We start from the raw sequence: 25,390 nt of genomic DNA, 5'->3' as shown, positions 1-25,390 counted from the left end.
CTAGGAGCGGATCGGTCCGGCTGGACGAAACGACGCGGACACGTCGGGACGGTGAGCCGGGTGTGACCCGATGGGCTGGACGGACGGCGGTGCCGCGGTCCAGCCGGTGGTCGGCGGACGCGCCGGCCGACCAGCGGCGCCGGCTCAGCGCGAGGCCCCCCCGGCGGGCCACCCGGCCCGGACGACGGTGTCCCGGGGTACCGAGCGCACGTCGTCGAGTCCGCACACCAGCATGGTGTGCGCCAGCTCCCCGCTCAGTCCACCCAGCACCTGCGCCACGCCGTCGGCGCCGCCGCCGCCCGCCAGCCCCCAGGCGGTGGGCCGGGCGACGAACACCGCCCGGGCGCCCAGCGCGAGGGCGACCAGCGCGTCGGACCCCGACCGGATCCCGCCGTCGACGTAGACCTCGACCTGCCCGGCCACCGCGTCGACCACCTCCGGCAGCGCATCGGCGCTGGCCACGACCGGGTCGGCCTGCCGGCCCCCGTGCGTGGACACCCAGACGGCGGCGGCGCCGGCCTCGACGCAGCGGGCCGCGTCGTCGCCGCGGAGCACGCCCTTGACCACCACGGGCAGCCCGGAGACCTCACCGAGGCGGCCGATGTCGGCCAGCGTCCACGCCGGTGACTCGGCGGCGCGCATGGATACCGGCGCGCCCCCTGCGCCGGGGTGGTTCGCCATCGGCAGCCCGGCGGGGAGGTCGAAGCCGTTGCGCAGGTCGCGCAGCCGCCGGCCGAGCACCGGCACGTCGACGGTCAGCACCAGGGCCTGGTAGCCCGCCGCGCCGGCGCGGCGGGCCAGGTCATCGGTGTGGGCGGGGGAGTGCAGCTGGTAGAGCTGGAACCAGCGCGGCCCGGCCGGGGTGACGGCGGCGACGTCGGCCAGCGCGGTGTTGGCGCTGGTGGAGACGGTCATCAGCGCGCCGGCCTCCGCCGCTCCGCGGGCGGTGGCGCGCTCGCCGTCCGGGTGCGCCATGGCCTGGAACCCCCACGGCGCCACCCCGACCGGGGTGGCCACCGGCGCGCCCAGCAGCGTCGTGCCCAGCCGCGGTGGGGCGTCGCCGCGCAGCACCCGTGGGCGCAGCCGCCAGGCGCGCCAGGCCGACGTCGCCTCGGTCAGGGTGATCTCCGCCCCGGCGCCGCCGGCGTAGTAGTCGTAGACGTCGGCCGGCAGCTGCCGCCGGGCCTCCGCCTCCAGCGCGGCCAGGTCGAGGTACGGGGGGACCGGCCCGGGGGCGTCGCTGCTGGACATGGAGCTGGAGCCTAGGGAAGCCCCCGGCCGTCGGCCCAGGTCGGCGAGGAACTGCTCGCGTTCGAGGCTGCTCAGCGTCCTGGCCGGCAGGCTCCCGCGGGGGTCCGACGGTCCCGGTCGGGGCCCGCCCTAGGCTGGTCGCGTGGACACGCTCACCCCCGCGGAGGTCGCCCAGCAGCTCGGCGTCTCGCCCAACCGGGTCCGCCAGCTGCTGCGCGAGCACAAGCTGATCGCCGTCCCCGGCAGCGGCAACAGCAAGATCCCGGCCGACCTGCTGCTCGACGGCGAGGTGCTCCGGCACCTGCCCGGGCTGCTCACCGTGCTGATGGACGGCGGCTACACCGAGGAGGAGGCCTTCGACTGGCTGTACCGGGAGGACGACACGCTCCCCGGCACGCCGGTGCAGGCGCTGCGTGACGACCGGCACCGCGAGGTCGTGCGCCGCGCCCAGGCGCTGGCCTTCTGAGCCGGCGATGGGGCAGCTGACCTACGGGGCGCTCCTGGTGGGCTGCCTCGTGGTCACCGCCCCGCTGGAGCTGCTGCTGCGGGTCCGGGTCTACGCCCGCTGGCGACGGCTGCTGCTGGCGCTCGTCCCCGAGCTGGTGGTGTTCCTGGCCTGGGTGCTCTACGCGATCGAGCAGGGGCACTGGGACTACAGCGCCACCCGCACCATCGACGTCCGGCTGCCCGGCGGCATCCCGGTCGAGGAGGTGCTCTTCTTCGTCGTCGTCCCGATCTGCGCGGTGCTGGCCCTGGAGGCGGTGCGCAAGGTGACCGGGTGGGACGCGGGCTACCCGGTCGAGGGCACCCCCGAGGAGGCGCGGCGGTGAGCTACTCGGCGCTGGCCGCGCTCGCGGTGGCAGCCGTGCTGGTCGTCGACCTGTTCGTGCTGCGCACCCGGCTGGTCACCCGGCCGGTGTTCTGGACCGCCTACGCCATCGTGATCGGCTTCCAGCTGCTGATGAACGGCGTGCTCACCGGCCTGGACGTGGTCACCTACGACCCCGACGTCATCTGGGGCCCGCGGGTCGCCTACGCCCCGGTCGAGGACCTGCTGTTCGGCTTCGCCCTGGTGCTGCTCACCCTGGCCAGCTGGGCCGCGGTCAACCGGCGGGCGAACACCGCCAGGCGCCGCGGCCTCGACACCCGCACCCGGCGGTCCAGCACCCGGTAGTCGGCGCGCTCGATCTCGGTGAGGATCCCGCCGTAGAGGGCGGTCGCGGCGCGGACGCAGTCCCGGGACTCGCGCGCCAGCATCGGGGTGCCGGGGGCGGCGTCGTCGTACCGGCGGCGGGTCACCGCCACCATCTCCCGCATGAGCGCAGTGAACCCGGGGGAGTGGCGCTTGGCGGCCAGCTGCTCCCGGGTGACCCCGTGCGCGGCCATCAGGTCCGCGGGCAGGTAGACCCGGCCGCGGTCGACGTCCTCGGCGACGTCGCGCAGGAAGTTGGTCAGCTGGAAGGCCTCGCCCAGGGCGATGGCGTGCGGCGCGGCCTCCTCCCGGGTGACCCCGGGGGTGATGCCGAGCACCGGCAGCACCTGCAACCCGATCACCGACGCCGACCCCCACATGTACCGGTCGAGGGCGTCGAGGTCGGCGTAGCCGGTGACGTCGAGGTCGCTGGTCATCGCGGCCAGGAAGTCGACCAGGTGCTCGACCGGGATGCCGTACCGGCGGTAGGTGTGCACCAGGGCCAGCCGGACCGGGTCGTCGGACCAGCCGGCGGAGACCTCGTCCAGGGCCGCGGTCGACCAGGCGAGCAGCTCGCCCTCGGGATCCCAGCCGGGCTGGTCGGCGCCGACGTCGACGATGTCGTCGGCCACCCGGGCGGCGGCGTACAGCGCGTGGATGGCCGCCCGGCGGTCGGGGGTGAGCAGCCGGGTGGCCAGGAAGTAGGACTTGCCGTGCTCGGCGGCGATCCCTCGGCACACCGCGTAGGCCTCGTCCAGCACCGCCTGCTGCTGCTCCCGGGTGGGCGGGGGGACAGCGGTCATGCCGGCACCCCCGTGATCCGCTCGGCGGCCAGCCGGCCGCTGATCACCACCATCGGCACCCCGACGCCGGGCTGCACCGACGAGCCGGCCAGCACCACGTTCTCCGGGCCCGATCGGGGCAGCGTGGACGGGCGGAACGGCCCGGTCTGGCCGAAGGTGTGCGCCAGCGCGAACGGGGTGCCCGCGGCCATGCCCTGCGCCGCCCAGTCGACGGGGGTCAGCAGCTCCTCCACCTCGATCGCCCCGCCGACGCCGGTCCAGCCCCGCGCGTCCAGGGTGGCCAGCAGCTCCTCCCGGTAGCGGGGAGCCAGCGCCGGCCAGTCCAGGTCGGGGTTGCCGCCGCTGCGCGGGTCGAGGTTCGGCGTCGGGGCGACGACGCTGAGCACCGAGCCGCCCGCGGGGGCCAGGGCCCGGTCGGACACCGAGGGCATGCTGATCAGCAGGCTCGGGTCGCTCATCGGCAGCCCGTCGCGGGTGAGCTCGTCGAACACCTGGCGCCAGGTCCGCCCGAAGCTGATCGTGTGGTGCGCCTGGTCGGGGAACGTCGCGCGGGCACCCAGGTGCAGGGCCACGCAGGAGGGCGAGTGGACCGGGCGCCGCGGGCCGCGCAGGCCCGGCACCAGCCGGTGGGGCGCGTCGGCGGTCACCACGACGGCGTCGGCGGGCAGCCGGTCGCCGTCGGCCAGCCGGACGGCGGTGACCCGGGAGCCGTCGACCTCCAGCTCGGCGTCGACCCCGTAGCGGAACCCCACCCCGGCGTCGGCGGCCGCGGCGGCCATCGCCCGGGGCACCGCGCCGATGCCGCCCTCGGGGTGCCAGACCCCGGCGCCGATGTCCAGCTGGGCGATGACCGCGTAGGCGGCGATGGCCCGGAACGGCGACACCCCGGCGTAGAGGGCCTGGAAGCTGAACAGCCGGCGCAGCCGGTCGTCGGCGAAGAACCGCTCGACGTGCGAGGACAGCCGCCGGAAGCCGCCCCGGCGGACCAGCTGCACCAGCTCGGGGCCGGCCAGGTCCAGCGGGGAGTCCAGGTTGCGGTCGATGAAGGTGCGCAGCTGCAGCCGGTGGAGCTCGGCCAGGTCGTCGAGGTAGCGGTGCAGCGCCGCGGCCTCGGCCGGCCCGCACAGCTGCTCGACCTCGGCGGCGAACGCGGCCCGGTCGGCGTGCACGTCCAGGTGCGAGCCGTCGGCGAACTGGGCGCGGTAGGTGGTGGTCAGCGGGGTGAGGGTCAGCCGGTCGGCCATCCGCTCGCCCACCGCGGCGAAGGCGTCCTCGACGATCTCCGGGGCGGTGAACACCGACGGGCCGGTGTCGAGTGTGTAGCCGGCCCGGGTGACCACGCCGGCCCGTCCGCCCGGGCCGGGGCAGCGGTCGACCACGGTGACCTCGCGGCCGGCGCCGCGCAGCCGCAGGGCGGCCGACAGCCCGGCGAGCCCGGCGCCGACGACGACCACCTGCTCGGTGCGGCCCGGGACGGTGCGGACCCGGCCGCGGCGCAGGCCGCTCACGCGGTGCGGGTGGTCGCGGCGACGGCGAGCGCGTCGAGCGCGGCGCGGGCGTCCTCGGCCACGGGCGCCTCGGCGATCGCGGTCCGGGCCAGGGTGGTCCGCTCCGCGATCCGCTCCTCGACCCGGGCCCGGGCGCCGGTGGTCTCGATCAGCTCGCGCAGCGCGGCGAGCTGCTCGGGGCCGGCGGCCGGGTCGCCCAGCGACTCGGCCAGCAACCGGCGCCCGGCGGCGTCGGCGCGCTCCTCGGCCAGCGCGATGAGCAGGGTCTGCTTGCCCTCGCGCAGGTCGTCGTCGGCGGACTTGCCGGTGATCGCCGGGTCGCCGAAGACGCCCAGCACGTCGTCGCGCAGCTGGAAGGCCTCGCCCAGTGGCAGGCCGATCGCGGTGTAGGCCTCGGTGACCTCGGGGGCGGCGCCGGCGATGGCCGCGCCCAGCTGCAGCGGCCGCTGCACGGTGTAGCCGGCGCTCTTGTACCGGGCGACGGTCAGCGCGCCCTCCGGCCCGGGCAGGCCGCCCGCGGCGCGCAGCAGGTCCAGGTACTGGCCGGCGGTCACCTCGGTGCGCATCACGTCCCAGACCGTGCGGGCCCGGGCCAGCGCCGCGGTGGAGATGCCGGACCGGCGCAGCTGCTCGTCGGACCAGACCAGCGCCAGGTCGCCGACGAGGATCGCGGCCCCCACGCCGAACAGGGCGGGGTCGCCGCCCAGCCCGTCGTCGCCGTGCCGGGCGGCGAAGCCGACGTGCGTGGCCGGCCGGCTGCGGCGGGTCAGGGCGCCGTCCATCACGTCGTCGTGCACCAGCGCGCTGGCGTGCACGAACTCCAGCGCGGCGACGGCGCGCAGCACCGACGCGTCGTCCTCGGCCGGGGCGGACCCGGCGGCCCCGCGCCAGCCCCAGTAGGCGAAGAGCGGGCGCAGCCGCTTGCCGCCCTCGGCCAGGGCGCAGACCTCGTCGACCACCGGCGCCAGCTGGGGCGCCATGGCCCCGAGAGTCGCGCGCTGCTCGGACAGGAAGGTCTCGAGCGCGACGCTGACCGCGGCGCGGACCCGGTCCAGGTCGGCCGCCCGCGGGGCGGCGACCCCGGGGCCGGATGGACGGTCGCGGTGCTGGGTCCCGGCGGTCACCGGGCCAGTATTGCCCAACTCGATCGGTCCCGGCCCGATCAAGGTGTCAGTCGACTGACACCGGTTCATCTGGTCTCCCGCCCCGGGCCGCGGCGGGCCCCGTCTCGTGCTGTCCGGGTTCCTTCGCCCGCGACCGGCGGTCCGGATGCAGTCACTACGCTCATCCTCGTGACCGGCACGGTGCGCGAGCTCCTCGCCCAGGGGCGGCCCACGTGGTCGTTCGAATTCTTCCCGCCCAAGGACGCCGCGGGGGAGACCCAGCTGTGGACCGCGCTGCGCGAGCTGGAGCGGCTGCAGCCCTCCTTCGTGTCGGTGACCTACGGCGCCGGCGGCTCCACCCGTGAGGGCACCGTGGCGGTGACCGAGCGGATCGCCGCGGAGACCACGATGCTGCCGCTCGCGCACCTCACCGCGGTCGACCACAGCGTCGCGGAGCTGCGGCACGTGGTCAGCCGGCTGGCTGCCGCCGGGGTGCGCAACCTGCTGGCGCTGCGCGGTGACCCGCCCGGCGCCGACCCGCAGTCGGAGTGGCTGGCCCACCCCGGGGGCGTGGAGTTCGCCGCCGACCTGGTCGGGCTGATCAAGGACGCCGGCGACTTCTGCGTCGGCGTGGCCGCCTTCCCCGAGCTGCACCCCCGGTCGCCGGACGCCGAGGCCGACACCGAGATGTTCATCGCCAAGTGCCGGGCGGGTGCGGACTTCGCGATCACCCAGATGTTCTTCCGGGTGGAGGACTACCTGCGGCTGCGCGACCGCGTGGCCGCCGGAGGCTGCGACGTCCCGATCATCGCTGGGGTGATGCCGGTGACGAACGCGCGGCAGATCGCGCGGATCGTGCAGCTGTCCGGGCAGGCGTTCCCGGACGAGCTCGCCGAGCGGTTCGCCGCGCTGGACGGCGACACCCCCGAGGCCCGGCGGGCGGTGCGGGCGCTGGGCGTGGAGGTGGCCACCGAGATGTGCGGCCGGTTGCTGGACGAGGGCGTCCCGGGGATCCACTTCATCACCATGAACCGCTCGACGGCGACCCGGGAGGTCCACGCCAACCTCGCCGGGGTGCCGGCGGGCTGACCCTCAGCTGGAGAGCAGCTCGTCGGCCTCCCGCGCCGCCAGGCGCAGCCCCTCGTGCTCGGCGGCGTAGCCACCGACGACGCCCACCACCGGCAGCTGCGACAGCGCCCGGTGGCGCAGCTTGCCCTTGGGCCGGGCGTCCAGCGCGTCGTCGATCCGGCCGAGCAGCCGGGCGACCCGCCACAGCGCCCGGGCCGCGCCGCCGACGCCGGAACGCCGCTCCCCGAACGCCTCCTGCGCGTACACCCCGCGGTCGCGCTCCAGCAGCGGGCGCACCTGCTCGGCGGGCAGCTCGCGGTCCAGCAGCACCTGGGTGAGCAGGCTGATCCGGTCGGCCGGGTCGGTCACCCCGTGCTCGGCGGCGACGCCGAGCACGACCAGGGACTGCACCGCCGAGCCGACGGCGTTCTGCAGCGGCAGCAGGGAGGCCAGCCGGCCGGCGAACCGCGGCGCCGCCGAGACGCCGGCCGCGACCCGGCTGACCCGGTCGGCCCACCACGCGGCACGCCGCTCGGCGGGCAGCTCGGGCGGCCGGCCCAGCCGCCGCACCACGGGGGCCAGCACCCGGTCGACCCGACGGAGCACGTCGACGACCAGGGCGTCGCTGATCGGAGGAGCCACCCCGGGAACGGTAGGGCCGGGACGGGCCGGCCGCATGATCACCGGCTCCGGCAGGCCACGCGCAACCGACGTACCGTCTTCGGCGTGGCGCGACGGCGGACCGGGGCAGCCGCCCGCTGGGCAGCCGTGGCCGCCGGCGTCGCGGTGCTGGTCAGCCTGCCGGCGCTGGTCGCCGCGTGGCCGGCCACCGACTCCGCCGTCTCCGCGCCGGACCTCCGGGCGCAGGCGCTCGCCTCGGCCGACGTCCCGTACTCCGGCTACGCCCAGGCGGCCGGTGGCCTGGCGCTGCCGGTCGGCCAGCAGCTCACCCCGGTCGCCGACCTGCTCAGCGACCGGACGTCGATGCGCACCTGGTACCGCGGCCCGCTGGACTGGCGGGTGGACGTGGTCACCCCCACCGGGGAGACCGGCGTGCACCTGAGCCCCGCCGGTCGCTGGACGTGGGAGTACGAGGAGGCGCGGGTCACCCGGTCCGCGGCCGGCAGTCCGCTCGCGCTCCCCACGGCACCGGACCTGCTGCCCACCGCGCTGGGCCGCCGGCTGCTGTCCGAGGCCGAGGACGACGAGCTGTCCCGGTTGCCGGCCGCGCGGATCGCCGGGCGCGACGCCCTGGGCCTGCGCCTGGTCCCGTCGGACGCGGCGTCCTCGGTGGCCCGGGTCGACGTGTGGGTCGACGCCGGCAGCGGCCTCCCGCTGCGGGTGCTCGTCGTCGGGGACACCGGCGCCGGCCCCGCGCTGGACACCGCGTTCCTCGACGTCGACGTCAGCACGCCCCCGGCCTCGGTCACCCGGTTCACCGCGGTGCCGGCGCACGATCTGCGCGCCGGCCCGGACCAGCAGCTGCTGGACGCCGCCCGGGCCGGCGCCCGCCGCGACGTCGTCCTGCCCGCCGTACTCGCCGGCCTGGACCGGCGCGCCGTGCCGGGGGTGCCGGAGTCGATCGCCGCCTACGGCCGCGGGGTCACCGTGCTGGTCGTCGCGCCGCTGCCGGAGGAGGCGGCCGGGGGGCTGCGGGGTGCCCTGCGGCGCGCGCCGGACGCTGTCGTGGACGAGCTCGGGGTGCGGTTGGCGGCCGGGCCGCTGGGGCTGATGCTGGTCGACGGACGGAACGGGCCGCTGCTGCTGACCGGCACGGTCGACGGCGACGCGCTCGCGCTGGCCGCCGCCGAGCTGACCGGCGTCGACCGGTGAGCACGGTGATCGCCACCGCAGGGCTGGTCAAGCGGTACGGCCGGCTGCGCGCCGTGGACGGCATCGACCTCGACGTGCGCGCCGGGGACGTCTACGGCTTCCTCGGCGCCAACGGCTCGGGGAAGACGACGACGGTGCGGATGCTGCTGGGCCTGGTGCTGCCCACCGAGGGTCAGGTGCGGCTGCTGGACCGGCCGATGCCGCGGCGGGCCCGGGAGGTGCTGCCCCGGGTGGGGTCGCTGATCGAGGGCCCGGCGCACTACGGCCACCTCTCCGGTCGGGCGAACCTGTCGCTGCTGGACGCCGCCGGCCCCGGCGGGTCCCGGCGCACCCGGCGGGCGCGGATCGACACGGTGCTGGAGCAGGTGGGCCTGGCGGGGGTGGGCCGCCGGCCGGTGCGCGACTACTCGCTGGGCATGCGCCAGCGGCTGGGCCTGGCCGGTGCCCTGCTGCGCCGTCCGGAGCTGCTGGTGCTCGACGAGCCCACCAACGGCCTGGACCCGCAGGGCATCTCGGAGATCCGCGAGCTGCTGCTGGAGCTGAACCGCGAGGGCACCACGGTGTTCCTCTCCAGCCACCTGCTGGCCGAGGTCGAGCAGCTGGCCACCCGGGTCGGGGTGCTCGACCGCGGGCGGCTGGTGCTGCAGGACGAGCTGGCCGCCCTGACCGCGCCCACCGGTGCCACGGTCGTGGAGACCCCCGATCCGCAGCGGGTGCGCGCGGCGCTGGACGGCCGGGTGCTCTCCGCCGATGGCTCTCGCGCCGTCGTGCGCGGCGCGGACCCGGCCGAGGTCAACGCCGCGCTGGTGGCCGCCGGGGTGCCGGTCACCGGGCTGGCGCTGCAGCGGCCGACCCTGGAGGAGGTGGTGCTCGCCGCGGCCAGCACCAGCGCCGACCGGGGCGACGCGCCGGGGGAGCGGAGTCGGCGGTGATCGGCGTCGAGCTGCGCAAGCTGTTCCGCCGGCCGCGGACCTGGGTGACGATCGCCCTGCTCAACGCACTGCCGGTGCTGGTGGCCGTGCTGCTGGCGGTCACCGACCTGGCGCCGCGGCCAGGGGAGGGGCCGGCGTTCCTCTCCGCGGTGCTGACCAACGGCACCCTGTACCCGCTGGCCGCGCTGGCGATCGTGCTGCCGCTGTTCCTGCCGATCGCGGTGGCGCTCATCGCGGGGGAGTCGGTGGCCGGGGAGGCGCAGGCCGGCACGCTGCGCTACCTGCTGGCCCGCCCGGCGGGGCGCACCCGGTTGCTGGTGGCCAAGCTGGTCGCGCTGATCGCCTTCGTCTTCGTCACCGTGCTGGTGGTCGCGGTGGTCGGCTACGTGGTCGGGCAGCTGCTGTTCGACGTCCAGCCGATCGGCGGGACGGCGCTGTCGGGGACGCCGCTGACCACGCAGGAGCTCGTCGGCCGCACCCTGCTGGCCATCGGCTACGTGACCGTGTCGATGCTCGGGGTCGCGGCGTTCGCGCTGTTCTTCTCCACGCTCACCGACTCCCCGCCCGCGGCGATGCTGGGGGCGCTGGCGGTGCTGATCGCCTCCTCGCTGCTGCTCACCCTGGACGCCGCGTCGTCCTTCGCGCCCTACCTGCCCACGCGGTACTGGCTGGCCTTCGTCGACCTGTTCCGCGACCCGGTGTTCTGGCGCGACATCGTGCGCGGCCTGGCGCTGCAGGGGGTCTACGTCGGCGTGCTGCTGGCCGCGGCGTGGGCGAACTTCACCACCAAGGACATCACCAGCTGAGCGGGTGGGGTTGTTCGCCGGCCCACCCCGCCGCGCCAGGTGATCATGGAGCGCTTGTCATCGACACACCGCTCGTCGGCGTGTCCGCAGGCGATGTCCTCATGATCGTCGACGCTGGCGGCCGCCGACGACGTCTCAGCCGGCGGCGAGCGTCGCGCAGTCGTCGGGTCCCAGCTCCACCGGGTCGCCCGGCTGCAGCTGGGCCACCACCATCGCCTGCACCAGCGGATCGGTCGGCAGCTGACCGTGCGAGACCTGCGAGTCCGCGCAGACCGACTGCACCGGCAGCTCCAGCGCACCGGCCAGCTGGGCCGACGCCGGCGGGGTGACCGTCTGGTCCACGGTGGTCCAGATCGACACCCAGCTCGGGCCGGCCGGCGTCTCGTCCGTGGCGTTGAGCCCGGCGAGCAGGTCGCTGTCGGTGGTCAGCTGCCGGCAGCCCACCCCGCACTCGTCCGGCACGAAGCTGCGCGCCAGGTCCGCGACCGTGGTGCCGTGGTGCGGCGAGCCGAGGGTGACCACCCGCCGGGCCTGCGCGGCGCCCCCGTCGGCGGCCCACACCCGGGCGATCACCCCACCGGCGGAGTAGCCGACGACGTCGACGCTCTCCGCGCCGGTGCGGGCCAGTGCCGCGTCCACGGCGTCCCCGAGCGCGTCGGCCGAGGCCCGCAGATCGCCGGTGCCGCCGTCGGGCACCTCGACGACGGTCGCGTCGCGCCCCTCGGCGGTGAGCCGCTCGGCCAGCGGCCGCAGCGACTCCGTCGACCCGCCGTAGCCGGGCACCAGCAGCACCGGGCCGGGGCGCTCCGGGTCGGCCGTGCCCACCGGGCCGGTGTCGTCGTCCCCGGTCAGCAGCGGGACGGCGACCGCGACCGCCGCCGCCACCAGCACGAACACCAGGAGGACCAGCAGCAGACGACGGCGGGCGGGAGCGAGACCGGCGAGCACGGCACCACTCTCCCTGCCGCCAGCGCCCGGTGCCCGCATCGTGGTGGACTGCACGGGTGCTGAGCCGCGAGGAGTACCTCATCGCGTGGTCCCGCTGGCACGGCGGCACCGACCCGGCGGCCAGCCGGCTGGTGCGTGGCTGGCTCTCCCTGGCCTACACGCTGGCCGTGCCGCTGGCCCTGGTCTCGCCGCTGGCGGCGACCGCGCTGGGGCTGATCGTGGCGGGGGCGGCGGTGCCGGCGGCGGCCGCCGGCGGGCTCTGGCTGATCGCGGCCGGGCTGCTGGTCGGCCTGTCCGGGCTGCTGGACTCCCTCGACGGTGCGCTGGCGATCGCCGGTGGGCGCGCCTCGCGGCGGGGTTTCGTGCTGGACTCCGTCGTCGACCGGCTCACCGAGGTCGCCTACGCGCTGGCGCTGTGGGTCGCCGGGGCGCCGGGCTGGCTGGCCGTGGCCTTCGGGGCGCTGTGCTGGCTGCCGGACTACCTGCGCGCCCGCGCCGGGCAGGCCGGGGTCAGCGAGACCGGGGCCATCTCGGTGTGGGAGCGGCCCACCCGGGTGGCGATGGCCGGGATGACCCTCGGCGGCGCCGGGGTCGTGTCGGCGCTGGTCTCCCCGGCCGTGGTGGTCGGCATCGGCACCGGGGTCGGGTGCGTGCTCGGCCTCGTGGGCACCGGGCAGCTCGGCGTCCAGCTGCGCCGGGCGCTGGGGGAGGAGCCCGCGGGGCCTTGACCAGGCCGGGCAGATGCGACTCACTGCGCGCATGCCCACGACGACCGACGTCCCCGACGTCGCCGCTGCCCAGACCTCCTTCGGGCTGGACCTGCTGCGCACGGTGGCGGCCCGCCGCCGCGACGAGAACGTGCTGCTGTCCCCGGCGTCCGCCGCCCAGGCGCTGGGCCTGCTGTACCCGGGGCTCACCGCCGACCGGGCGGCACGGCTCGGTGCCCTGCTGCGGCTGCCACCGTGGTCTCCGCAGCTGGCCGCTGCCCTCGCCGAGCACACCGCCGCGCTCGACGCGCTGCGTGCCGACCGCGGCGACGCGGCGGAGAGCCGGGACACGCTGCGGGTGAGCAACCGGCTGTGGGCCGCCACCGGGTACCGCGTCGACCCGGCCCACGTCACCGCGGCGCGCAGCGCCTTCGCCGCCGAGCTGGGCAGGCTCGACTTCCAGGCCGACCCCGCCGGCGCGACCGAGCGGATCAACGTCGCGGTCGCCGAGGACACCGGAGGCCTCATCCGCAGCCTGTTCGACCAGCCGCTGGACCGGGACACCGTGCTCGCGCTCACCAACGCGGTGCACCTGCGGGCCCGCTGGGCCAGTCGGTTCACCCGCACCGCCCCGGCGCCGTTCGCCGCGCCGTCCGGGACGGTCGAGGTGCCCATGATGTCCGGCGCCTCGGGTACCGCCCGCGCCGTCGCCGGCTGGCAGTCGGTCGAGCTGCCCTACCGCGACGGCACGCTGACCGCGGTCGCGCTGCTCCCACCCGAGGACACCGACCCGGCCACCCTCGACGAGCGGGTGCTCGCCGCGGTGGCCGAGGCAGCTCCCCAGCGCGTCGACGTCCGGCTGCCCCGCCTGCGGATCGACCAGACCCACGACCTGCTCGATCCGCTGGTCGAGCAGGGCCTGCCCGTGCAGGTGCCCGAGCTGGGGGCGGACGCGCGGATCGACCGGGTCGTGCAGAAGACGGTGCTGGACGTGGACCAGGACGGCACCGTGGCCGCCGCGGCCACGGGCGTCACCGTCGTCGCCGCCTCGTTCCGGGCGCCGCTGCCCGAGGTGGTCCTCGACCGGCCGTTCCTGCTGCTGCTCACCGACACCGCCACCCGGACGCCGTTGTTCCTCGCCCTGGTCCGGGACCCCTCGCGCTGACCCGGCCGGGGGAGGGCGCCGGGCGGGGCCGGCCCCGGGCTCCTACGCTGGCCGGGCACCGCGGACGCCGCGGGTCGTGCCCCGCCGTCCAGCAGGAAGCAGTTGCGCCATGCCCGTCGTCGTGACCGGATCCATCGCCACCGACCACCTGATGACCTTCCCCGGCCGGTTCGCCGACCAGTTCGTCGAGGGGAAGATGCAGAACGTCTCGCTGTCCTTCCTCGTCGACGACCTGGTGCAGCACCGCGGCGGCGCCGGCGCCAACATGGCCTACGGCCTGGCGCTGCTCGGCCAGCGGCCGGCGCTGGTCGGCGCCGTCGGTGGGGACTTCGCCGACTACGACGCCTGGCTGACCCGGCACGGGGTCGACACCGGCAGCGTGCACTGGTCCGAGCTCAAGCACACCGCCCGGTTCACCTGCACCACCGACGCGGCGAACAACCAGATCGCGTCCTTCTACTCCGGCGCGATGAGCGAGGCCTCGCTGATCGAGCTGGCGCCCGTGGTCGACCGGATCGGCGGGGTCGACCTGGTCGTCGTCGGCCCCAACGACCCGACCGCGATGGTGCAGCACACGCAGGAGTGCCGGCAGCTGGGCTTCCCCTTCCTCGCCGACCCCTCCCAGCAGCTGGCCTGGGCCGACGGCGAGATGATCCGCGAGCTGGTCGACGGCGCGGAGCTGCTGTTCACCAACGAGTACGAGCACGCGCTGCTGCTGCAGAAGACCGGCTGGGACGACGCCGAGGTGCTCGCCCGGGTCGGTGCCTGGGTCACCACCCGGGCGGCCAGCGGGGTGCGGGTGGAGCAGGACGGGCAGGAGCCGATCGAGGTGATCGCCGTCCCGGAGACCAAGCCGGTCGAGCCCACCGGCGGCGGCGACGCGCTGCGCGCCGGCTTCGTGGCCGCCCGGCAGTGGGGGCTGGGCCTGGAGCGCTGCCTGCAGGTCGGCTCCGCGGTGGCGACGGCGGCCGTCGAGGTGATCGGCACCCAGGAGTACTCGCTGCCCAAGGCGGACTTCCTGGCCCGCTTCGCCGACGCCTTCGGCGCCGACGCCGCCGCCGAGGTGGCACCGCACCTGCCCGCCTGACGCCCCTCTCCGGGGCAGAAATGGCCATTTCTCCCCCTGGGGTGGGTCAGTCGCCCCGCAGGCGCTCGCCGATCGTGGGGTCGGCGACCCAGTCGCGGTGGGGGATGCGCCGGATCGAGCGGACCTCGCCGATCGTCGACCACTCGTCGCCGCCCAGGCGGGAGAGCGGGCGCAGGTGCTCGATCCGGGGCCGGCCGTCCTCGACGGCGGCCTCGGCGACGGCGATGTTGACCACCCGGCCGAACACGACGGTGCTGTCGCCCAGTCGCAGGGTGGCGTGCAGCAGGCACTCCACCGCCACCGGCGACTGCGCCACCCGGGGCACGCCGACCACCCGGCTGGGCTCGAGCCGCACGCCGGTCTGCTCGGCCTCGCTGGTGTCCGGCGGGAAGTCCGTGCCGGTGGCGTTGACCTGCTCGAACAGCGGTTCGGGCGTCAGGCTGACGGTGAACTCGCCGGTCTCCTCGACGTTGCGCAGCGAGTCCTTGCGGCCCACCGAGGTGAACTGCACGACGGGCGGCTGCACGCTGGCGACCGTGTAGAAGGAGTGCGGCGCGAGGTTGTGCACGCCGGACGCCAAGCGGGTGCAGACCCAGGCGATCGGCCGGGGGACCACGACGGAGTTGAGCACCCGGTAGAAGGCCCCGGCTGCCATCTCGATGGGGTCGAAGTGCACCCTCGGGGAACTGCTCTGCTCGGTCACCCGGTCATCCTCGCGCCCGGCCGCTCGCGGCTCAGCTCCGGCCCTGGTGCTCCGGTGGGTGCTCGGCACGCCAGTCGTCGAAGGCGGCGAGGAACGACTCGGCCATCCGCTGCTCGGTGACCAACTGGTCGCGGTCCCGGTCGTCGACCATCCGCTGGCTCAGCGCCATCGTGTTGAACCGGATCGCCCGGAAGTACGGGATCAACGACCGGGGCTGGAACGCCCGCTCCGACGGCCGGGGGGCCACGTCGGCCGGGGCCCAGGCCGGAGGCTCGGGCAGCGCCGGCAGCTGCAGTGCCTCGACCGCGGCGAGCACCGGCTCGTCGTCGGTGCGGTCGGTGAAGTCCCGGGACAGCTCCCGGAACACCTCGCGGCCGTCCGGGGCCAGGACGACGACCAGCGGCCGGAAGATCGACGCGTCGGCGTCCCACGCGTCCAGCGGCTTGGCCAGCCGTTCTCCGTCGGGGTCGCTGGCCCACCGGAACGGCAGGTGCCACGTCCGGTTCATGGCCAGCTGGACCTCCGGCGGATCGACCGAGGCGAGCACCACCTCCGCACCGGCGGCGGAGAAGCGGGACGAGGACCGGGCCAGGCGGACCGCCTGGGCGCAGCAGTAGGGCTACCAGTCGCCGCGCAGACCGACCAGGACGAGCGCGGCGCGATCGTCGGCGCGCAGGGTGAGCAGGTCGCTGGTGTCCATCTGCTTAGGCTAGGGGCGGGGAGCGATCGCCGCTGGGCGCTCGGCCGGGCGGCCGGTCACCGGCCGGCCCCGCCACTGCAGCGTCCCCCGACGGCGCTCGATCAGCGACCGGGCGACCAGCACGTCGAGCAGGGCGATCGACAGCGGGTGCGCCAGTGCGTCGGGCCACGCCCGGCTGCCCGTGCGGGCGGCCACGACGGCCCGGCCGGCCACCCCGGCGGCGTAGCCGACCGCCCCGGCCCGGGAGCCGGTGAGCGCGGCCAGCGGGGGGACCAGCCACACCGCGGTCAGCCCGACGGCGGCGGCTCCGGCGGCCGCCGGCCGTCCGCCGACGGCCGACCACAGCGACTTGGCGTAGCCGGCCCGGACCTCCGGCCAGCCGCGGTACATCCGGCAGGCGGCCAGCGTCGAGCCGTCGACGACGACGCCGCGGCCACCGGCGGCCTTCACCGCGCGCAGCAGCGCGACGTCCTCGATCACCTCGCCGCGCACCGCCGCGTGCCCACCGGCCCGGTCGTAGGCGGCCCGTCGGACCACCAGGAACTGCCCGTTGGCCGCCGCCAGCGACGGCCGGCCGGACCGCTCCGCCGCGCGCAGCGGGAGCAGGGTGGCCCACAGCCACTGCTGGAGCGGTTGCACCAGCCGCTCGGCGGCGCTGCCGGCCAGCTGCCGGGGCCAGGGGGAGACCAGGTCCAGCCAGGCATCGTCCAGCAGCGCCACCGCGGCCGCGACCGCGTCGGGCATCAGCCGGACGTCGGCGTCGAGGAAGACCAGCACGTCGGCGTCGCCGGCGGCCGCCGCGCCCTGCGCGCAGGCGTTCGGCTTGCCCAGCCAACCCGGCGCGGGCGGGGTCGCGCGGAGCACGGTGACCCGGTCGTCGGCGGGCACCTGCTCGGCGGTGCCGTCGGTCGACCCGTCGTCGACGACCACGACCGCCAGCTCCGGCACCCCGCGCTGGTCGAGCACCGCAGCCAGGCAGTCGGCGACCTGGTCGGCCTCGTCGCGGACCGGCAGCACGACGGTGACCCGGCGGGCGACCGGCGGGGGGACCGCCGGCGGGCGGCGCAGCAGCCGGGTGTTGACCGCGGCGTGCACGGCGCCGAGCACCGAGAGGCCGGCGCAGGCCCGGACGAGCCGGCTCACCGGCGGGCCTGCACGGCGACGGCGGCGAGCACCGGCAGGGCCAGCAGGACGCCCCACAGCGCGGAGCCGGGCAGGCCGAGCCACCCCGCGTGCGCCAGCGCCCCGCCCAGGGTCATCCAGGCCAGCACCAGCAGCGGCGCGGCGTCGCCGGTGCGGCGGGGCCGCGCGGTGCGGGTGACCAGCAGGTCCAGCAGGGTCATCAGCACCAGCCCGGCCAGCAGCCAGCCGGCCAGGTTGGTCAGCGGCACGGTGTGGATCCCGGGCAGGCCGGGCTCGGGGTGGGCCCAGCGCCAGTAGCCGGCCTGCACCAGCTGCGGGTCGAGCACGACGTCCCAGGCGGCGAAGACGTAGGCGGCCACCAGCACCCGGGCGACCCGGGGACGGCCGAGCCGGCGGGTCAGCCACGCGGCCAGCACCCAGCTCGGCCAGGCCATCATCAGCCAGGCCAGCGGCACCAGGAACGGCACCCCGAGCAGGGTGGGCCCCAGGACGTCGCTGTAGGCGTACTCGCCGTAGGGGAAGCCGGTGGCCAGCCCGAGCGCCTCGAACAGCACCGCGACGGCGCCGACGAGGACCAGTACGCCCAGCCCGGTGCGCCAGCCCCGGCTCACCGTGGCCGAGGTGATCGACACCCCCGTGCCGAGCAGCACGATCGTCCAGCTGACCGCGTTCCGGGCGTCGCCGTCGGTGAGCGGGTAGGCGATCGCGGTGGCGACCACGCCGACCGCCAGCGCCCAGGGCAGCCAGGGCACCGGCGCCCGGTCGGCGGCCGGGGGCGTGCGGGTGGCCGTGCCGGTCACCGCCGCGCACCCCGCAGGCGAGCCGTGGCGAGGGTGCGCAGCCGGGCGGCCGGCCGCCGGTCGGCGAGCACCACCCGGGCGGCGGTGCGCCCGGAGTTCCCGGAGACCCCGCCGCCGGGGTGGGTGGAGGCCCCGGCGAGGTAGAGCCCGGCCAGGCCCGGCACCCGGTGCCCGGAGAGCGCGGGGGTCGGCCGGAAGCCGAACATGCTGGCGAGGCCCATCTCCACGTGCATGACGTTGCCACGGAGCAGGGACAGTTCCTGCTCCAGCTTCAACGGGGTCTGCACGTACAGCCGCTGTACCGAGTCGGCGAACCCCGGGGCGTACCGGTCGACCGCGGCGATGAGCTGCTGGGCGGCCCGGTCGGCGATCTCCTCCCAGTCCGACCCGTCGGCGAGCTCGTAGGGGTACCACTGCCCCCAGATGGTCACCACGTGCTGGCCGGGCGGGGCCAGCGTCGGGTCGCTCGCGGAGAAGGACATCGCCAGCGGCACCGGCTCCCGGGGGAGCTCGCCGGCCAGCCAGTCGCCGTGCGCGCGGGCCAGCTGGGCCCGGTCGGTGCACAGCAGCTGCAGTCCCTGTAGCGCCTCGTCGCCCGCGCCGGGGTAGCGGGGGAGGGCGTCGGTCTGCGCGCGCAGGACCAGGCCGAAGCCGTTGCCCACCGGCGGCTCGGCGGCGGCCAGCGCCGGCGGTGCGTCGTCCCCGGCGAGGGCCTTGGTGGCCAGCACGTGGCAGGCGGCGACGACGGTGTCGGCCCGGATCCGCCGACCGGACGCGGTCTGCACGCCGGTCACCCGGCCGTCGTCGGCCAGCAGCCGGGCCGCGCCGTCGCCGAGGGTGATCCGCCCGCCGTCGGCGGCCAGCCGTGCGGCCAGCGCCTCGGTGAGCCCGCCGGAGCCGCCCACCGGGTGCCCGGGCGGGACGTCGTGCAGCAGCGCGACCCACGCGACCATGGCCGCCGTGCCCGGCTCGGACATCGGGGGCCCGGACTGGGCGCCGAACCAGGCCAGCGCCGCCTTGAGCCGCTCGCTGGTGAACCACCGGTCCAGCAGCGCGTCGCCGGAGCCGAGGAAGTCGGTGGCGATCTCCGCGCCCGGGGTGCGCGGCTGGCCGCGCCGCGGTGCGCCGACCGGCCACAGGTGCCGGACCAGCCGGCTCATCGCCGGCCGGTCGCCGAACGCCTTCACGACGGCTGCGCTGCGCGGGCCCCAGACCTCGACGAACCGGCGGTAGGCGTCGGCGTCGGCGTCCCCGCAGGCCGCCGCGATCGAGGCGCAGGTGGCGTCCAGGTCGACGGAGAACACCAGCGGGCGGCCGTCGGGACCCGGGTCGCCGGGCACCGGGGCGGGGGCGAAGCCCCATGGGTCGCAGTCGACGTAGCGCAGCCCGAAGCGCTCGAGCTCCAACTCCTCGACCACGCCGCTGTGCCGGATGATCACGTGCGCGCTGGACCCGCGGTCGACCCGCACCCCGGGCCAGCGCTCGACGGTGGAGACCGCGCCGCCGAGCACCTCGTCGCGCTCCACCACCTCCACGCGGAGGCCGGCGCGGGCCAGGTGGCAGGCGGCGACCAGACCGTTGTGCCCCGAGCCGATGACGACGGCGTCGACGGCGCTGTCGGTGCTGATCAGGCCCTCCGGCCGGCCGGGGTGAGCGGGAGGCGGGCGCCGAGGATGGCGAAGGGCCGGGAGTCGCCGGGGAAGTGGTAGCCGCGGGCCAGGTCGACGAAGCCGTCGGCGTGGTACAGCCGGAAGGCCTTGGTGTCGGTGTCCGGGGTGCTCAGCAGCGCAGCCGGGTGGGGCAGGTCGGCCACCAGTGCGTGCAGCAGCTGGCGGCCGATGCCCCGGCTCTGGTGTTCGGGCAGCACGTGCAGCTCGCACACCTCGAAGGCGCCGGGCAGCCACTGCTTGGCGGTGCGCCGGTCCAGCGCGTTGCGCACCTGGTCGTGCCACCACTGGCCCGGCGCGACCAGGTAGCCGTAGCCGAAGCCGACCAGCCGCTCGGCGCCGTCGGCGCCCTCGGCGAACGCGCCGACGGCGCGGAACCCCGGGCGCTCGGTGTGCTGGACGGCGTAGCCGTAGCGGCCGGCGACGACGGACTCGCCGTAGCCCATCGCCGCGCCGTAGACGGCCAGCGCCTCGTGCATGTGCTCGCGCAGCCAGCCGGCCGGGAGCTCGGTGACCCGGGTGGCGGGGGTGGTGCCGGTCATCGGAGGTCCTCCTGGGGGACCGCGGGCCCGGGGCCGACCTCGGCGGCCGTGCCGGCGGTGAGCTGCAGCAGCTCGTCGTAGGTGGTGGGGAAGACGGCGTGCGGGTGGCCGGCCGCGGCCCACACCGTGGGGTGCCGGGCGAGCTCGACGTCGACCAGGGTGCCGATCGGCGCCGGGTGCCCGACCGGGGCGACCCCGCCGATGGCCTGGCCGGTGTGCTCGCGGACGAACGCCGGGGTGGCCCGGGCGAGCGACGGCACGCCGAGCAGTTCGGCCACCAGCGCCTCGTCGACCCGGTGCGCCCCGCTGGTCAGCACCAGCACCGGGTGCCCACCGGCCTCGAACACGAGGCTGTTGGCGATCGCGCCGACCGGGACGTCGAGCGCGGCGGCGGCGGCCGCGGCCGTTCGGGCGCTGTCGGGCAGCAGGCGGACCTCGCCCGGGGCGCCGGCGGCGCGCAGCACTCGCACGACCTCGGCGACCCGGGGGTGGTGCGGGGTCTCCTCCGCTGCGGTCATGTCGGCGATCCTCCCACCGCCGGCCGGGACGTGCGCCATCGGTGATCAGCCGGCGGTGGCTGCCCGCGTAGGCCGGTGGATCGGGTGCGCCACTCGGGTTCGGCCGCTGTAACGACACGGACGGGACACGCCCGCTCCGGCTTGACGCCCCTCGACGGGTCCGGTCTACTCATCGGTGTTCGAACATCTGTTCGAACACTGGTCGCACACCCTGTCCGGCGCCCTCCGGGGCGCTTCCCCGCCGGGCGGGTGCGGGGCCGGTGGGGGCGAGAGGCGGGAGTCTGTCATGAGCCGGGTGCTCGTCGGGGCCGGTGGCCGCGTCGGTGAAGAGGTCCAGGTCGAGCGGGGAGCCGAGGGGCCGGCGCAGTTCTGGCGCGGCTCGACCCGCTACGTGGTGGGGGAGCTGCTCGACTCCTGGGTGGAGACCTCCCCCTGGTGGCAGACCGGCGCCGGGCAGGGGGGCGCGTCGGCGGAGCTGGTGGCCACCCGCCAGGTGTGGCGGGTGGAGGCGGTCCGGGCCGGCCGATCCCGGATGAGCTTCGCCGGGGTGTTCGACCTGTCCTGGGAGCCGGCGGACAACCAGTGGCTGCTCGTCCGGGTGCACGACTGATGGGCGCCGCTCGGGCCCTCCCGGCCGTCGCCGACGGGCAGCTCCCGTTGCTCCCGCCGCTGCCGGCCGCCGCCGCCCAGCTGCTCGGCCAGGCCCATCGCGGGCTGGCCGAGGCCGCCAGCAGCCCCGATGCGGCCTGGCGGTACGCGACCGCCCACCTGGCCGCCCTGCGGGCCGCGGCGGCCGTGCTGGCCGCCCGCACCCAGCCCGAGGCCGGGCGGCGCCGCCCGCGCAGCGCCTGGGTGCTGATCGGTCAGGTCGCCCCCGAGCTGGGGGAGTGGGCGGCGTTCTTCGCCGCCGGCGCGGCCAAGCGCGCCGCCGCCGAGGCGGGGCTGTCACACGCGGTCACCGAACGGGAGGCCGACGACCTCGTCCGGGACGTCGGCACGTTCCTCACCGTCGTCGAGACCACAATCAGCCGCCCGGCACCGACGCCGCCCACCCACCTGCGCGCGGTCGACCCCGGCTCGCGCCGGCGCGGCCCGGGTCGTCCCGGCTCCGGCCCCGTCTCGTGAGCGACCCCTTCGTCCACCTGCACGTCGCCTCCGGGTACTCGATGCGCCACGGCGCCAACCACCCGGCCGACCTGGTGGCCCGGGCCGCCGAGCACGGCATGGGGGCGCTCGCGCTGACCGACCGCGACGGCCTCTACGGCGCGGTCAAGTTCGCGCTGGCCTGCCGGTCGGCCGGCATCCGGCCGCTGTTCGGGGTCGACCTCGCCGTCGACCCGGTCGCCGGCGGCGAGCCGGGGGAGGCCGGGCGGATCCGCTCGGCGGAGCTGCACCGCGCGCAGCACCCCGCGGGCCGCCGGTCGCCGGCCCGCGGCGGAGCCAGCGTCGATCCCCGGCTGCCCCGGGTCACCTTCCTGGCCCGCGACGGCGCCGGCTGGCGCTCGCTGTGCCGGCTGACCAGCGCCACCCACCTGGGCGGCACCCGCGGCGCGCCGGTCAGCTCGCTGGCCCTGGCCGGGGAGCACGCTGCGGGGCTGCTGGCGGTGCTCGGACCCGACTCGTCGGTGGGCCGGGCCCTGGCCGCCGGCAACGCCGACCTCGCCCGCGCCCGGCTGGCCGCCTGGCGCGCGGTCCTCGACGGCGGGGAGGGGAGCGGCGGGCTGGTGCTCGAGGTCGTGCACCACCGCGGCCGGGGCGACCGGGCGCGCGCCCAGGCGATGCTGCGGCTGGCCGCCGAGACCGGCGTGCCCGCGGTGCTCACCAACGCGGTGCGCTACGTCGACGCGCTCGACGCCCCCACCGCCGACGTCCTCGACGCTGCCCGCCGGCTGGTGCCGCTGGGGCAGCGGCACGTCGACCGGCGGACCGCCGAGGGCTACCTGAAGTCGGGCAAGGAGATGGCCGAGCTCGCCGCCGAGCTGGCCGGGGCCGACCGCGATGCGGCGCTGCGGCTGCTGGAGACCACGGCCCGGGTCGCCGAGCAGTGCGCCGTGGACGTCCGCGCAGACCTGGGCATCGGCAGCGTCCGCTACCCCGAGCTCGACGTGGTCACCACCGCCGCCGAGCGGGGGATGGGCCCCTCTCAGGTGCTGCGGGCCCGCTGCGAGGCGGGCTTCGGCCGGCGGGCGATGACCCCCACCGCTGCGGTGCGCGAGCGGCTGGCCGACGAGCTGGCGGTGATCGACTCCCTCGGCTACCCCTCCTACTTCCTCACCGTCGCCGACGTGGTCGCCCTGATCAAGGGCCTGCGGGTGCGGGCGGCGGCCCGGGGCTCGGGCGCGGGCAGCCTGGTCACCTACCTGCTGGGCATCTCCGACGTCGACCCGATCCGCTACGGCCTGCTGATGGAGCGCTTCCTCTCCCCGCTGCGCCACCAGCTCCCGGACATCGACATCGACGTGGAGTCCGCCCGGCGGATGGAGGTCTACGACGCGGTGATCGAGCGCTTCGGCGCCGACCGGGTCAGCTGCATCTCGATGATGGACACCTACCGGGTGCGGCACGCCATCCGCGACGTCGGGGCAGCCCTCGGGCTGCCCCCGGCCGAGATCGACGCGGTGGCCAAGGCGTTCCCGCACATCCGGGCCGACCAGGTGCACGCGGCGCTGCGCGACCTGCCAGAGCTGCGGGCCAGCCGGCTGGGCTCCCAGCGGTCGGGCGGCTCCGGTGACCTCGACCTGCTCTTCGACCTGGTCGCCCGGCTCGACGGGCTGCCCCGGCACATCGCCCTGCACCCGTGCGGGGTGCTGCTGTCCGACGCCACGCTGCTGGACCGCACCCCGGTGGAGAGCAGCTACCTGGGCTACCCGATGAGCCAGTTCGACAAGGACGACGTCGAGGAGCTCGGGCTGCTCAAGCTGGACCTGCTGGGCATCCGGATGCAGTCGGCGATCGCCCACGCGATGGACGAGGTGGCCCGGGTCGACGGGCAGCAGGTCGACATCGACGCCGTTCCGCGCGACGACCCGGCCACCTTCGAGCTGATCCGCAGCACCCGGACGCTGGGGATGTTCCAGATCGAGTCCCCCGGGCAGCGCGAGCTGGTCGGCAAGTTCGCACCCGCCACCTTCGAGGACCTCATCGTCGACATCTCGCTGTTCCGGCCCGGCCCGGTCAAGAGCGACATGGTCACCCCGTTCCTGCTGGCCCGGAACGGCTGGCGCGACCCGGAGTACCTGCACCCCGCGCTCAAGCCGGCGCTGGAGCAGACCGCCGGGGTGGTGGTCTTCCACGAGCAGGTGCTGATGGTCGTCGCGGGGATGACCGGCTGCTCGCTGGCCGAGGCCGACGAGGTGCGCCGGGCCCTGGGGGAGCGCGACGCCCACCCGGAGGTGAAGGCCTGGTTCGCCCCGCGCGCGCTGGCCGAGGGCTTCCCCGTCGCGGTGGTCGAGCAGGTGTGGGAGGTGCTGGTGGCCTTCGGCTCCTTCGGGTTCTGCAAGGCGCACGCCGCGGCGTTCGCGCTGCCCACCTACCAGTCGGCCTGGCTGAAGACCCACCACACCGCGGCGTTCCTGGCCGGGGTGCTCACCCACGACCCGGGGATGTACCCCAAGCGGCTGATCCTCGACGACGCCCGCAACTTCGGGGTGCGCGTGCTCGGCCTGGACGTCAACGCCTCCACCGGGGCCTACCGGGTGGAGCGCGTGGACGGCGACCGGGACGACGAGAGCGGCGCCGGGGCGTCGGGGTGGCAGCGGCCGGAGTGGATGCCCGCGTCGATGCCCGCCCCCGCGCGGTACGGCATCCGGCTGTCGCTGGCCGACGTCAAGGGCATCGACGACGACGAGGTGGGCCGGATCGTCACCGGGCAGCCGTACCGCTCGCTGGCCGACTTCTGGACCCGGGCGAACGTGTCCCGGCCGGTGGTGGAGCGGCTGGTCCTCGCCGGGGGCTTCGACTCGGTCTACGGCTTCGGGGTGCGCGACAGCGAGGGCGGCCGGCCCGCCCGCCGGCGCCAGCAGCTGACCCGCCGCGACCTGCTGCTGCAGATCGGCGAGCTGGACCGGTGGAGCCGCAGCGGCCGGAAGGCCGGCAGTACCGGCCAGCTCGGGCTGGACCTGTTCGGGCTGGAGGACATCGGCGGGGAGCCCGAGGGAGAGGGTGCCGGCGGGGACGGCGGGCCGCCGGAGTTCGTCCCCTCCGGGCTGCCGGAGTTCACCGACGCCGAGCGGGTGCGCGCCGAGCTGGAGGTGCTGGGGCTGGACGCCAGCCGGCACGTCGTCGACTTCTACCGGCCGTTCCTCACCGCGCTCGGTGCGGTCCCCGCCGAGGACCTGCTGGGGTGCCGGAGCGGGTCGGAGGTGCTGGTGGCCGGGGTGAAGGTGGCCACCCAGACACCGCCGATCCGGTCCGGCCGGCGGGTGGTGTTCGTGACCCTCGACGACGGCACCGGCTGCGCGGACTCGACCTTCTTCGAGGACGCCCAGGGCCCCTACGCCGGCACGGTCTTCCACTCCTGGCTGCTGGTGGTCCGCGGGGTGCTGCGGCGCACCGGCCCGCGCGGGGTGTCGCTGCGCGCGACCGGTGCCTGGGAGCTCCCCGCGCTGCACGAGGCCTGGGAGACCGGCGGGCCGGCCGCGGTGGCGGAGCTGATGGCGGCACCGGGGGAGTACACCGAGCAGGCGATCGCCGGGGCGGCGGCCTCGCACGGCTCGCGGCCGGTGGTGGTGCGGCCGGTGCTCGTGCACCCGACCGGGTTCCGGATGTCGCCCTACGCCGACATCAGGCCGGCCGGCGACGACGCCGCGACCGCCGCCCGCCGGGCAGCGGCAGCACCACCGCGGAAGCTGTGGCACTCCAGCCCCGGCAGCTCGGGGCACTGATGAAGGACCCCGCCGCCCCCCACTGCTCGCA

At 76.4% G+C, this 25,390-nt stretch carries 25 protein-coding genes and 1 pseudogene; 13 read left to right on the top strand and 13 right to left on the bottom strand.

Going from position 1 to position 25,390, the window contains the following annotated elements; all coding sequences use genetic code 11:
- Window positions 1–144 precede the first annotated feature (144 nt).
- Window positions 145–1,251 carry an alpha-hydroxy acid oxidase gene (locus tag ACI783_RS01775; RefSeq protein WP_457138850.1) on the bottom strand — a complete coding sequence of 369 codons (1,107 nt, stop codon included), beginning with the start codon at window positions 1,249–1,251 and terminating at the stop codon, window positions 145–147.
- A gap of 142 nt (window positions 1,252–1,393) precedes the next feature.
- Here ACI783_RS01775 and ACI783_RS01770 point away from each other — a divergent pair, with 142 nt between their 5' ends.
- The 3 genes and pseudogenes from ACI783_RS01770 to ACI783_RS01760 all read left to right on the top strand — a co-directional run.
- Window positions 1,394–1,717: an Rv2175c family DNA-binding protein gene (locus tag ACI783_RS01770; protein ID WP_457080950.1), complete on the top strand. Its 324-nt coding sequence runs from the start codon at window positions 1,394–1,396 to the stop codon at window positions 1,715–1,717.
- Between the two features lie 7 nt (window positions 1,718–1,724).
- On the top strand, window positions 1,725–2,081 hold the full coding sequence (locus ACI783_RS01765) for a lycopene cyclase domain-containing protein (protein WP_457138849.1): 357 nt from the start codon (window positions 1,725–1,727) through the stop codon (window positions 2,079–2,081).
- Window positions 2,030–2,287: pseudogene (locus ACI783_RS01760) on the top strand (hypothetical protein); the annotation flags it as partial. The gene ACI783_RS01765 and the pseudogene ACI783_RS01760, both read left to right, overlap by 52 nt.
- Here the strand turns inward: ACI783_RS01760 and ACI783_RS01755 are convergent.
- The 3 genes from ACI783_RS01755 to ACI783_RS01745 are packed head-to-tail and all read right to left on the bottom strand — an operon-like array spanning window position 2,284 to window position 5,878.
- Window positions 2,284–3,246 carry a phytoene/squalene synthase family protein gene (locus tag ACI783_RS01755; protein WP_457138848.1) on the bottom strand — a complete coding sequence of 321 codons (963 nt, stop codon included), beginning with the start codon at window positions 3,244–3,246 and terminating at the stop codon, window positions 2,284–2,286. The pseudogene ACI783_RS01760 and the gene ACI783_RS01755 sit on opposite strands and share 4 nt — an antisense overlap.
- Complete coding sequence (gene crtI / locus ACI783_RS01750) at window positions 3,243–4,754, bottom strand: phytoene desaturase family protein (RefSeq protein WP_457138847.1); 1,512 nt, start codon at window positions 4,752–4,754, stop codon at window positions 3,243–3,245. Before crtI ends, ACI783_RS01755 begins: the two co-directional genes overlap by 4 nt.
- Window positions 4,751–5,878: a polyprenyl synthetase family protein gene (locus ACI783_RS01745; protein WP_457138846.1), complete on the bottom strand. Its 1,128-nt coding sequence runs from the start codon at window positions 5,876–5,878 to the stop codon at window positions 4,751–4,753. The genes crtI and ACI783_RS01745 overlap by 4 nt, the downstream gene beginning before the upstream one ends.
- Before the next feature lie 168 nt (window positions 5,879–6,046).
- Between ACI783_RS01745 and metF the strand changes: the two genes are divergently transcribed.
- Window positions 6,047–6,946 carry a methylenetetrahydrofolate reductase [NAD(P)H] gene (gene metF, locus ACI783_RS01740; RefSeq protein WP_457138845.1) on the top strand — a complete coding sequence of 300 codons (900 nt, stop codon included), beginning with the start codon at window positions 6,047–6,049 and terminating at the stop codon, window positions 6,944–6,946.
- 3 nt (window positions 6,947–6,949) lie between these two features.
- Here the strand turns inward: metF and ACI783_RS01735 are convergent, their stop codons facing one another.
- Complete coding sequence (locus tag ACI783_RS01735; RefSeq protein ID WP_457138844.1) at window positions 6,950–7,567, bottom strand: hypothetical protein; 618 nt, start codon at window positions 7,565–7,567, stop codon at window positions 6,950–6,952.
- A gap of 84 nt (window positions 7,568–7,651) precedes the next feature.
- On the opposite strand from ACI783_RS01735, the gene ACI783_RS01730 reads away from it, so the two are divergent.
- The 3 genes from ACI783_RS01730 to ACI783_RS01720 are packed head-to-tail and all read left to right on the top strand — an operon-like array spanning window position 7,652 to window position 10,496.
- Window positions 7,652–8,758, top strand: coding sequence for a transcriptional regulator (locus tag ACI783_RS01730; protein WP_457138843.1), 1,107 nt, complete (start codon window positions 7,652–7,654; stop codon window positions 8,756–8,758).
- On the top strand, window positions 8,755–9,690 hold the full coding sequence (locus ACI783_RS01725; RefSeq protein ID WP_457138842.1) for an ABC transporter ATP-binding protein: 936 nt from the start codon (window positions 8,755–8,757) through the stop codon (window positions 9,688–9,690). The genes ACI783_RS01730 and ACI783_RS01725 overlap by 4 nt, the downstream gene beginning before the upstream one ends.
- Window positions 9,687–10,496 (top strand): ABC transporter permease, encoded by an 810-nt coding sequence (locus ACI783_RS01720; RefSeq protein ID WP_457138841.1) that lies wholly within the window; start codon window positions 9,687–9,689, stop codon window positions 10,494–10,496. Before ACI783_RS01725 ends, ACI783_RS01720 begins: the two co-directional genes overlap by 4 nt.
- A 135-nt stretch (window positions 10,497–10,631) precedes the next feature.
- Here ACI783_RS01720 and ACI783_RS01715 read toward each other — a convergent pair whose 3' ends face one another.
- A complete protein-coding gene (locus ACI783_RS01715; protein ID WP_457138840.1) occupies window positions 10,632–11,444 on the bottom strand; it encodes a lipase family alpha/beta hydrolase in 813 nt (270 codons plus the stop codon).
- Window positions 11,445–11,500: 56 nt separating this feature from the next.
- Between ACI783_RS01715 and ACI783_RS01710 the strand changes: the two genes are divergently transcribed.
- From ACI783_RS01710 to ACI783_RS01700, 3 genes are all read left to right on the top strand, one after another.
- Window positions 11,501–12,172 (top strand): CDP-alcohol phosphatidyltransferase family protein, encoded by a 672-nt coding sequence (locus tag ACI783_RS01710; protein ID WP_457138839.1) that lies wholly within the window; start codon window positions 11,501–11,503, stop codon window positions 12,170–12,172.
- Window positions 12,173–12,203: 31 nt separating this feature from the next.
- Entirely contained in the window at window positions 12,204–13,316 is a 1,113-nt protein-coding gene (locus tag ACI783_RS01705) for a serpin family protein (RefSeq protein ID WP_457138838.1), read from the top strand.
- Between the two features lie 109 nt (window positions 13,317–13,425).
- Entirely contained in the window at window positions 13,426–14,403 is a 978-nt protein-coding gene (locus ACI783_RS01700; protein ID WP_457138837.1) for a carbohydrate kinase family protein, read from the top strand.
- Between the two features lie 46 nt (window positions 14,404–14,449).
- Here the strand turns inward: ACI783_RS01700 and ACI783_RS01695 are convergent, their stop codons facing one another.
- The 7 genes from ACI783_RS01695 to ACI783_RS01665 all read right to left on the bottom strand — a co-directional run bounded on the left by ACI783_RS01695 (window position 14,450) and on the right by ACI783_RS01665 (window position 20,476).
- The gene (locus tag ACI783_RS01695; RefSeq protein ID WP_457138836.1) at window positions 14,450–15,106 is read right to left on the bottom strand and encodes a flavin reductase family protein; all 657 of its coding nucleotides are present in this window, start codon (window positions 15,104–15,106) and stop codon (window positions 14,450–14,452) included.
- A 31-nt stretch (window positions 15,107–15,137) separates the two neighbouring features.
- Window positions 15,138–15,698 (bottom strand): peroxiredoxin family protein, encoded by a 561-nt coding sequence (locus tag ACI783_RS01690; RefSeq protein ID WP_457138919.1) that lies wholly within the window; start codon window positions 15,696–15,698, stop codon window positions 15,138–15,140.
- Window positions 15,699–15,815: 117 nt separating this feature from the next.
- On the bottom strand, window positions 15,816–16,949 hold the full coding sequence (locus ACI783_RS01685; RefSeq protein ID WP_457138835.1) for a glycosyltransferase: 1,134 nt from the start codon (window positions 16,947–16,949) through the stop codon (window positions 15,816–15,818).
- Window positions 16,946–17,749, bottom strand: a complete 804-nt coding sequence (locus ACI783_RS01680) for a carotenoid biosynthesis protein (RefSeq protein ID WP_457138834.1) — start codon at window positions 17,747–17,749, stop codon at window positions 16,946–16,948. The genes ACI783_RS01685 and ACI783_RS01680 overlap by 4 nt, the downstream gene beginning before the upstream one ends.
- Window positions 17,746–19,344 carry a phytoene desaturase family protein gene (locus tag ACI783_RS01675; protein WP_457138918.1) on the bottom strand — a complete coding sequence of 533 codons (1,599 nt, stop codon included), beginning with the start codon at window positions 19,342–19,344 and terminating at the stop codon, window positions 17,746–17,748. Before ACI783_RS01675 ends, ACI783_RS01680 begins: the two co-directional genes overlap by 4 nt.
- A gap of 32 nt (window positions 19,345–19,376) precedes the next feature.
- Entirely contained in the window at window positions 19,377–19,958 is a 582-nt protein-coding gene (locus ACI783_RS01670; protein WP_457138833.1) for a GNAT family N-acetyltransferase, read from the bottom strand.
- Window positions 19,955–20,476: a YbaK/EbsC family protein gene (locus ACI783_RS01665; protein ID WP_457138832.1), complete on the bottom strand. Its 522-nt coding sequence runs from the start codon at window positions 20,474–20,476 to the stop codon at window positions 19,955–19,957. The genes ACI783_RS01670 and ACI783_RS01665 overlap by 4 nt, the downstream gene beginning before the upstream one ends.
- Before the next feature lie 286 nt (window positions 20,477–20,762).
- Between ACI783_RS01665 and ACI783_RS01660 the strand changes: the two genes are divergently transcribed.
- Genes ACI783_RS01660 through ACI783_RS01650 form a run of 3 tightly spaced genes read left to right on the top strand, consistent with a single transcriptional unit; the run spans window position 20,763 to window position 25,359 of the window.
- A complete protein-coding gene (locus tag ACI783_RS01660; protein ID WP_457138831.1) occupies window positions 20,763–21,086 on the top strand; it encodes a DUF6504 family protein in 324 nt (107 codons plus the stop codon).
- On the top strand, window positions 21,086–21,601 hold the full coding sequence (locus ACI783_RS01655) for an SAV_6107 family HEPN domain-containing protein (protein WP_457138830.1): 516 nt from the start codon (window positions 21,086–21,088) through the stop codon (window positions 21,599–21,601). The genes ACI783_RS01660 and ACI783_RS01655 overlap by 1 nt, the downstream gene beginning before the upstream one ends.
- Entirely contained in the window at window positions 21,598–25,359 is a 3,762-nt protein-coding gene (locus ACI783_RS01650) for a DNA polymerase III subunit alpha (protein ID WP_457138829.1), read from the top strand. The genes ACI783_RS01655 and ACI783_RS01650 overlap by 4 nt, the downstream gene beginning before the upstream one ends.
- Window positions 25,360–25,390: the final 31 nt, after the last annotated feature.

Source organism: Modestobacter sp. SYSU DS0511 (assembly GCF_054050755.1).
The sequence above is the reverse complement of the archived record's forward strand: the minus strand, read 5'-3'. Positions and strand labels throughout refer to the sequence as shown.

Coding starts and splice junctions, on each gene's coding strand:
- ACI783_RS01775 (WP_457138850.1), bottom strand. CDS start 1,251: ATGTCCAGCAGCGACGCCCCCGGGCCGGTCCCCCCGTACCTCGACCTG.
- ACI783_RS01765 (WP_457138849.1), top strand. CDS start 1,725: ATGGGGCAGCTGACCTACGGGGCGCTCCTGGTGGGCTGCCTCGTGGTC.
- ACI783_RS01755 (WP_457138848.1), bottom strand. CDS start 3,246: ATGACCGCTGTCCCCCCGCCCACCCGGGAGCAGCAGCAGGCGGTGCTG.
- ACI783_RS01705 (WP_457138838.1), top strand. CDS start 12,204: ATGCCCACGACGACCGACGTCCCCGACGTCGCCGCTGCCCAGACCTCC.
- ACI783_RS01700 (WP_457138837.1), top strand. CDS start 13,426: ATGCCCGTCGTCGTGACCGGATCCATCGCCACCGACCACCTGATGACC.
- ACI783_RS01670 (WP_457138833.1), bottom strand. CDS start 19,958: ATGACCGGCACCACCCCCGCCACCCGGGTCACCGAGCTCCCGGCCGGC.
- ACI783_RS01665 (WP_457138832.1), bottom strand. CDS start 20,476: ATGACCGCAGCGGAGGAGACCCCGCACCACCCCCGGGTCGCCGAGGTC.
- ACI783_RS01660 (WP_457138831.1), top strand. CDS start 20,763: ATGAGCCGGGTGCTCGTCGGGGCCGGTGGCCGCGTCGGTGAAGAGGTC.
- ACI783_RS01655 (WP_457138830.1), top strand. CDS start 21,086: ATGGGCGCCGCTCGGGCCCTCCCGGCCGTCGCCGACGGGCAGCTCCCG.